The organism is Verminephrobacter aporrectodeae subsp. tuberculatae At4 (genome assembly GCF_000193225.1).
In the GTDB taxonomy this organism is placed as follows: Bacteria; Pseudomonadota; Gammaproteobacteria; order Burkholderiales; family Burkholderiaceae_C; genus Acidovorax; species Acidovorax aporrectodeae.
Genome location: NZ_AFAL01000514.1, coordinates 1 through 7,776, shown reverse-complemented (window position 1 = coordinate 7,776; position 7,776 = coordinate 1). Strand labels below are relative to the sequence as shown.

Genomic DNA, 7,776 nt, shown 5'->3' with positions numbered 1-7,776 from the left:
CGACCTCGCGCAAAAAGCGCTGGGCGTTCCCGTGGTGCGTGGTCAGGATGGCGTCGGTGTGGTGGCTGGAATAGTGGTTGATATGGGCAATGGCCGCGTCCACACCGTCCACCACCTTCACGCTGATGATGGGCGCGAGGTATTCCTCGAACCAGTCCTGCTCGGTCGCGGGCACCAGTTTGGCGCCGGCCACAGCGGCCAAAATCGCCAACGCCTCGGGGCAGGCGCGCATTTCCACGCCCTTGGCGGCGTACACGGCGCCGATCCGGGGCAGAAACTCGGCGGCCACGGGCCTGGCCACCAGCAGGCCCTCGCTGGCATTGCAGGGGCTGTATTTGTGGGTCTTGGCGTTGTCCGCCACTTTCACGGCCATGGCCACGTCGCAGGGGGCGTCCACGTAGGTGTGGCAGTTGCCGTCGAGGTGCTTGATCACCGGCACCCGGGCATCGCGGCTGACGCGCTCGATCAGCCCCTTGCCGCCGCGCGGGATGATCAGATCGACGAACTCGGGCATGGCGATGAGTTGGCCCACGGCGGCGCGGTCGGTGGTCTGCACCAGTTGCACCGCGTCTGGCGGCAGGCCGGCCTCGGCGAGCGCCTGCTGCACCAGCCGGGCCAGCGCCTGGTTCGAGGCCATGGCCTCGGAGCCACCGCGCAAAATGCAGGCGTTGCCGCTTTTGATCGTCAGGCTGGCGGCCTCCACGGTCACGTTCGGGCGGCTCTCGTAGACCATGCCGAACACGCCGATCGGCACGCGCATCCGGCCCACGCGGATTCCGCTGGGTTGCTGCTTGAGGCCCAGAACCTCGCCGATGATGTCGGGCATGGCCGCCAGCTGTTCGCACCCCTGGGCGCAGGTTTCCAGCACCTGGGGGCCGAGCTTCAGGCGATCGACCATGGGCGCGGCCAGGCCGGCGGCGTGGGCCTGCTCCAGGTCGCGGGCGTTCTCGGTCTGGAGCGCCGGGGTGTTGTCGCGCAAGCGCCGGGCCAGCGCCGTCAGCGCCCGGTTCCTGCTGGCCGCCGGCGCCCTGGCCATCAGCGCAGCGGCGGCCCGGGCCTGGTGGCCGAGGGTGCGCATGTGTTCAGCCAAGTGCAGCGTGTCCATCGGGCGATTGTGCCGCAATGGCCCACCAATGGCCCACCAGGCGCGGCCCGACAGGCGGTCAGATCCGGTCAGCGCGCAGCCTGCGTCAGCCGGCACAGTTGCAGCGCCAGCCGCTGCAGCGCGAGCCAGCTGTCGGCGGGCCAGTCGGGCAGCTTCAGGCCCTTGACGATGCCGTCGACGGTGTGCGCCGATTGCAGCAGCCGGGCCAGTGCCGCGGCGCTGGCCTGGGGCAGGATGCGCTCGAACAGCCGCTCCTTGGGGCCCCAGATGCGGTTCTCGCGCAGCGCCATCGGCAGCGGGTGGCCGGCGCTCAGCGCGCCTTTCACGCGCCAGAGCGCGCGGATGTCTTCGGCCAGCACCCAGTGCACCAGCACCTCGGACACGCCTTCGGCCTGCAAGCCATCGAGAATGCGCTGCACGCGGGCGGTCTGCCCGGCGAGCACGGCTTCGGACAGTTGGAACGCGTCGTAGCGCGCCACGTCGAGCACCGCGGCTTCGACCTGGGCCTGCGTCAGCTCGCCGGCCGGGTGCAGCAGCGCCAGCTTCTGGATTTCCTGGTGGGCGGCGAGCAGGTTGCCTTCGATGCAGTCGGCAAAGAACTGCAGCGTGCGCTGGCCTTCCTCGCCGGCCCGCACGCGCTGGCCCTGGGCGGCCAGGCGCCGGGCGATCCATTGCGCCAGCGCGCCGCGCTCGACGGGGTCGATCTGTACCGCGGCGCCCTCGGCGGCAAGCGCGGCAAACCAGTCGCCGGCGCGCATGGCCCGGTCCAGGCGCGGCAGCAGCACCAGCGTCAGGGTGCTGTCGTTGCCCCGGGCCGATTGGGCCAGCTGCTGCAAGGCTGCGCTGCCGTTCTTTCCGGGCTTGCCCGTGGGGATGCGCAGTTCGACGATCTGCCGCTCGGCAAACAGGCTCAGCGAGCCCCCGGCCGCGAGCACCGCGCTCCAGTCGAAGTGCGCGCCCGACACGGTGAACACATGGCGCTCGGTGTGGCCCCGGGACCGGGCTGCGGCGCGAATCGCATCTGCCGCCTCTTGCTGCAGCAGCGGTTCGTCGCCATGCAGCACATACAGCGGCGCCAGGCCCCGCTGAAGATGCGCGCAAAGTTGGTCCAGGGCGACTTGCATGCGGCAAAGTGTAGCGCCGCTCCGATCGGGGCCGGCAAAACGTCCCGCGCGCAAAAAGCAGGGTTTGCGGGGGCGATGGCACGGCTTTCGCGCTTTGCCCGGGTGCTGCGCCGTTGGAGAATCCGACCCCGAGCGCCGCCATGGTGCAGTATCCGTATCCGGGCGTGGACAGCGTCCGCCAAAAGAGTCCGACCAAGCCATGAACCCCAGCACCCAGCACCGCGCAGCATCCACCCGCCCGATCGCGCTCATCGGCGCCCCCACCGATATCGGAGCCAGCGCACGCGGCGCGGCCATGGGGCCGGACGCCCTGCGTGTGGCCGGGCTGCAAACGGCGCTGGAGAACCATGGCCTGCGGGTACTCGACCAGGGCAATCTGAGCGGCCCGGCGAATCCCTGGCAAACGCCGGTGCAGGGCTACCGCCATCTGCCCGAGGTGGTGCAGTGGAACCAGAGCGTGTTCGACGCGGTGTCCGCCGCGTTGCACCAGGGCCATCTGCCGATATTGCTCGGGGGTGACCATTGCCTGGGGCTGGGCAGCATCAGCGCCGTGGCGCACCACTGCGCCGCGCTGGGCAAGCCGCTGCGCGTGCTGTGGCTCGACGCCCACGCCGACTTCAACACCAGCGCCCTGACGCCCAGCGGCAACCTGCATGGCATGCCGCTGGCCTGCCTGTGCGGCTTGGGCCCGGGGGCGCTGACGCAGCTGGCCAGCCTGCCCGGCGGCGCGCCGGCGCTGCGCCCGCAGCAGATCCGCCTGATCGGCGTGCGCAGCGTGGACCCGGGCGAAAAGCGCCTGGTGCATGAACAGGGGCTGGAAGTCTTCGACATGCGCTACATCGACGAGGTCGGCATGCGCCAGACCATGCAGCAGGCATTGGCCGGGCTCGACGCCTCGGACGCCGATTTCCATCTGCACGTCAGCTTTGACGTGGATTTTCTGGACCCCGAGATCGCGCCCGGTGTCGCCACCACGGTGCCCGGCGGCCCGACCTACCGCGAGGCGCAGCTGTGCATGGAGATGATCGCCGACAGCGGCCGGCTGGCCTCGCTGGACATTGTGGAGCTCAACCCGGCGCTGGATCTGCGCAACCGGACGGCGGAACTGGCAGTGGACCTGGTGGAGTCGCTGTTTGGCAAGAGCACGCTGATGCGCGCGCCCTCGTCCCCAGGGGGGGTCAGGGCTGCCTGGCGGCCGCCAGGCGGCGCATGAGCTGCTGCACCAGATCGGTCCGCATGTCGCGGTACAGCAGGGCCTCTTCGGCCTCCTTGGCCAGGGCGATGCTTTCGTTGTAGCTGATGTCGCGCTGCTGCAGCAGCTCGGTTTCGGGAATCAACTCCCCGCCCGCAGGCGTGTGCAGGCGAAAGCGGATGCGCAGCCGCAGTTGCAATTCCCGCACCTGTCCCGACGCGTTCAAACCCACGACCACGCGCTCCTGCTGCTCTTGCAGCAGGGCAAAAATGGCCTGCGCGCCCGGCAGCTCGGCCGGATCGCGCAGCACCCTGAGCTGCGTGCCCGCGCCCTCCAGCGTCCGCTGCAACTGCCGCGCGAACGGCGAACCCATGGGCGCCGCAATGTAGAGCGAATCAAAACTGAACGCCGGCACGCCCCGCGGCCGAAAACCACAGGCGGGAAGCAGGGCCAGGGTGGCCAAGCACAGCCATGCGCGCCGCTTACGCATCCATGCGCTCCGTCACCCACGACCGGAGAGAACGGGCACACCCCAGGGATCCGCCGCAGGCGACTCGGAGGGATTTCATTTCAGCACCACATTCACCAGGCGTCCGGGCACCACGATCACGCGCTTGGGCGCGACCCCGGCGGCCTGCGCGGCAAAGACCGGGCTGGCCAAGGCAATGCGCTCGATCGCGGTCCTGTCGGCCTGCGCGGGCACCAGGATCGCGCCGCGCAGCTTGCCGTTGACCTGCAGCATGAGTTCGATCTCGTCCTGCACCAGCGCCTGGGCGTCCACCTGCGGCCAGGGTGCGTCGAGCAGATCACCGAGTGCGGCCGCATAGCCCAGGCCGCTCCACAGGCCGTGCGTGATGTGCGGCGTGACCGGGTACAGGCAGCGCAGCAAAATGCCGAAACCCTCGGTCAGCGCCAGGGGATCGGCCGGGTCGCTGGCCTGGAAGTCTTCGAGCGCGTTGAGCATCTTCATCGCGCCCGAAACCACGGTGTTGTACTGCATGCGCTGGTAGTCATAGTCCACCTGCCTGAGCAACTGGTGGATCTCGCGCCGCAGGGCCTTGGCGCCCTTGCCGAACGCCGCATCCCGGGCTCCGCTGGCGCCGGCCGGCACGGCCGCCTGCACGTCGGTGGCAGACAGCCGGGCGCCAAAGCTCCACACCCGGCGCAAAAAGCGGTAGCTGCCTTCGACGGCGGCGTCGTTCCACTCGAGCGTGGCCTCGGGCGGGGCGGTGAATATGGTGTACAGACGGGCGGTGTCGGCGCCGTACTTGCCGATCAGGTCCTTCGGATCGACGCCGTTGTTTTTCGACTTGGACATGGTGCCCACGCCCTCGTAGGCGATGGCCGCTCCCGCCGGCAGATCGCCCACGGCGCGGACCAGCCGGGCGCCAATGATCTTGCCCGCCGCGTCGTGCACATGCTCGACATCCTGCGGCCAGAAGTAGTCCCGGCCGCCGTTGTCGCTGCGGTGGCTGTAGATATGGTTGAGCACCATGCCCTGCGTGAGCAGCCGGGTAAAGGGCTCATCGACCTGCACCAGGCCCAGGTCGCGCATCACCTTGGTCCAAAAGCGCGCGTACAGCAGGTGCAAGATGGCGTGCTCTATGCCGCCGATGTACTGGTCCATGGGCATCCAGTAGTTGGCGCTATCGGTCACCATGGCTTGGTCGTTCTTCGGGTCGCAATAGCGCATGAAGTACCAGGCGCTATCGACGAAGGTGTCCATGGTGTCGGTCTCGCGGCGCGCGCCCTGGCCGCATACCGGGCAGGTGACGCCGGCGTGAAAGCCCTCATGCCGCTGCAACGGGTTGCCCGAGCCGTCGGGGATGCAGTCCTGCGGCAGCACCACGGGCAGGTCCTTCTCGGGCACCGGAACGGCGCCATGCACGCTGCAGTGGATGATCGGGATCGGCGTGCCCCAGTAGCGCTGGCGGCTCACGCCCCAGTCGCGCAAGCGCCAGGTGGTTTTTTTCTCGCCCAGGCCCTTTTGCTCGAGCGCGTGGGCCACGGCGTGCACCGCGTCCTTGTGGTTCAGGCCGCTGAAGCTGTCGGAATTGATGGTCACGCCGCGCTGCTTGTCGGCATACCAGTCCTGCCACTGGTGGTAGTCGAAATGCGCGCCATCGACCAGCACCACCTGCCGGATCTCGATGCCGTACTTGAGCGCGAACGCAAAGTCGCGCTCGTCGTGCGCCGGCACGCCCATCACCGCGCCGTCGCCGTAGCCCATGAGCACATAGTTGCCGACCCAGACCTCGACCGGCTCGCCGGTCAGCGGGTGCGTGACCGACAAGCCGGTGCGCAGGCCCTTTTTCTCCTGCGTGGCGAGCTCGGCCTCGGTGGTGCCGCCGGTCCGGCACTCCTCGATGAAGGCGGCCAGCGCAGGGCAGGTTCTCGCGGCGTGCGCGGCCAGCGGGTGCTCGGGCGCCACGGCGCAAAAGGTCACGCCCATGATGGTGTCGGCGCGCGTGGTGAACACGTACATCCGGCCCCCGCCGATCGGCGCGCCATCGTCGCCCGCAACGTCGTGGGTAAAGGCAAAGCGCACGCCCTCGCTCTTGCCGATCCAGTTTTCCTGCATCAGCTTCACACGCTCGGGCCAGCCGGGCAGTTTGTCGCCGGTCACGAAGTCCAGCAGTTCCTCGGCGTAGTCGGTGATCCTCAGGTAGTAGCCCGGGATCTCGCGCTTCTCGACCGGTGCGCCGGTGCGCCAGCCCTTGCCGTCGATCACCTGCTCGTTGGCCAGCACGGTCTGGTCCACCGGGTCCCAGTTCACGACCTGGGTCTTGCGGTAGGCAATGCCCTTTTCGAGCATCCTCAGGAACAGCCACTGGTTCCACTTGTAATAAGCGGGGTCGCAGGTGGTGACTTCGCGGCTCCAGTCGATGGCCAGGCCCAGGGGCTGCATCTGCTGCTTCATGTACGCGATGTTGTCGCGCGTCCATTGGGCCGGGGACATGCCGTTCTTGAGCGCCGCGTTTTCGGCGGGCAGACCGAAGGCGTCCCAGCCCATGGGCATGAGCACGTTGTAGCCGCTCATGCGCAGCTGGCGCGTGAGCATGTCGTTGATGGTGTAGTTGCGCACATGCCCCATGTGCAGCTTGCCGCTGGGGTAGGGCAGCATCGAGCAGGCGTAGAACTTCTTGCGGCCGGCGTCTTCCGTCACGCGGTAGGCGTCGCACGCGCTCCAGTGCGCGTGCGCGGCGCGTTCCACGTCATGGGGAAAGTATTTGTCTTGCATGGGAGCTCGGGGGTGGAGCAGGCGTTCATCCGCCGGCTGCGCGAATTCTAGACCGCCAGGCGCGGCCTGCCGTGCGGGCCCGCGCCGCCGATCACGGCTCACGCGCGCCCCCGCCCCCGCCCGGAACACCCGCCATGCGGGTGCGCGTCAATCCGTCCGGGCCGCATCCTGCACCAGCGCGATCGGCGCGTCCGCACGCAACAGGCCTTCGCGCCTCAGGTCCTGCCACAGCGCGTCGGGAATCGGTGCCGCCATGGAAGCAACGTTGCCGCGCACCTCCTCGGTCGTGATCGCGCCGGGAATGACGCTCACGACGGCGGGATGCATGAGCGGAAACTGCAGCGCCGCGTCCCGCAGGGCGACCCCGTGCGCCTGGCACACGCGCTCGATCTCGCGCACGCGCCGCAGCACCGGCTCTGGTGCCGGCGCGTAGTTGAAGCAGGCGTCCGGCTTGGCGCCGCTGGCCAGCACGCCGGAGTTGAAGGGCCCCCCGATGACCACGCCCATGCCCCGGCTCTGGCACAGGGGCAGGAAACTGTCCAACGCCTCCTGCTCCAGCAGGGTGTAGCGGCCCGCCAGCAGGAACAGATCGACGTCGCTGTTGCGCGCCACGGTTTCGCACACCTGCCACTCGTTGACGCCGATCCCGATCGCGTCCACCACGCCCTGGCTGCGCAGTTCGGACAGCGCGCGCAAGCCGCCGTCGAGGAACTCGCGCGTGCGCCGGGCGCTCGCTTCGGCGCTGCCATGGGTAAAGATGTCGATGTCGTGGCAAAGCGAAATGTCCACGCGATCGAGCCCGAGGCGCTCGAAGCTGGTCTCGAAGCAGCGCAGCACGCCGTCGTAGGAATAGTCGTAGACCACCTCCCGCGAAGGAACGTCGAAGAACTTGCCGATCCCGTCCCGGTGTTGCGCGTCGGTGCGGCGCAGGATGCGCCCCACCTTCGTGGACAGCAGGAAGTCGCCGCGTGGCCTCTCGCGCAGAAAGGACCCGACGCGCACCTCCGCGAGACCGTAGCCGTACAGCGGGGCGGTGTCGAAATAGCGCACGCCGCCGGCCCACGCGGCCTCCAGCGTGTCGAGCGCCTGGCGGTTCGGGATCGGGCGATACAGG

General features: G+C 68.9%; 6 protein-coding genes. 1 reads left to right on the top strand and 5 read right to left on the bottom strand.

Features of this window, described 5'->3' with window-relative positions; translation table 11 throughout:
- Positions 1–1,105 (bottom strand): glutamate-5-semialdehyde dehydrogenase (locus VTU_RS0117530; RefSeq protein ID WP_010106565.1); only part of this gene is annotated, 1,105 nt, incomplete at its 3' end.
- 68 nt (positions 1,106–1,173) lie between these two features.
- Positions 1,174–2,229, bottom strand: a complete 1,056-nt coding sequence (holA, locus tag VTU_RS0117525; RefSeq protein ID WP_010106563.1) for a DNA polymerase III subunit delta — start codon at positions 2,227–2,229, stop codon at positions 1,174–1,176.
- Positions 2,230–2,428: 199 nt separating this feature from the next.
- On the opposite strand from holA, the gene rocF reads away from it, so the two are divergent.
- Positions 2,429–3,442: an arginase gene (gene rocF / locus VTU_RS0117520; protein ID WP_010106561.1), complete on the top strand. Its 1,014-nt coding sequence runs from the start codon at positions 2,429–2,431 to the stop codon at positions 3,440–3,442.
- Here the strand turns inward: rocF and VTU_RS0117515 are convergent.
- From VTU_RS0117515 to VTU_RS27930, 3 genes are all read right to left on the bottom strand, one after another.
- Entirely contained in the window at positions 3,408–3,911 is a 504-nt protein-coding gene (locus VTU_RS0117515) for an LPS-assembly lipoprotein LptE (protein ID WP_010106559.1), read from the bottom strand. The genes rocF and VTU_RS0117515 overlap by 35 nt on opposite strands.
- 75 nt (positions 3,912–3,986) lie before the next feature.
- A complete protein-coding gene (leuS, locus tag VTU_RS0117510) occupies positions 3,987–6,662 on the bottom strand; it encodes a leucine--tRNA ligase (protein ID WP_010106558.1) in 2,676 nt (891 codons plus the stop codon).
- Positions 6,663–6,809: 147 nt separating this feature from the next.
- The coding region (locus VTU_RS27930) for an aldo/keto reductase (protein WP_040893072.1) at positions 6,810–7,776 on the bottom strand (967 nt) is incomplete at its 5' end.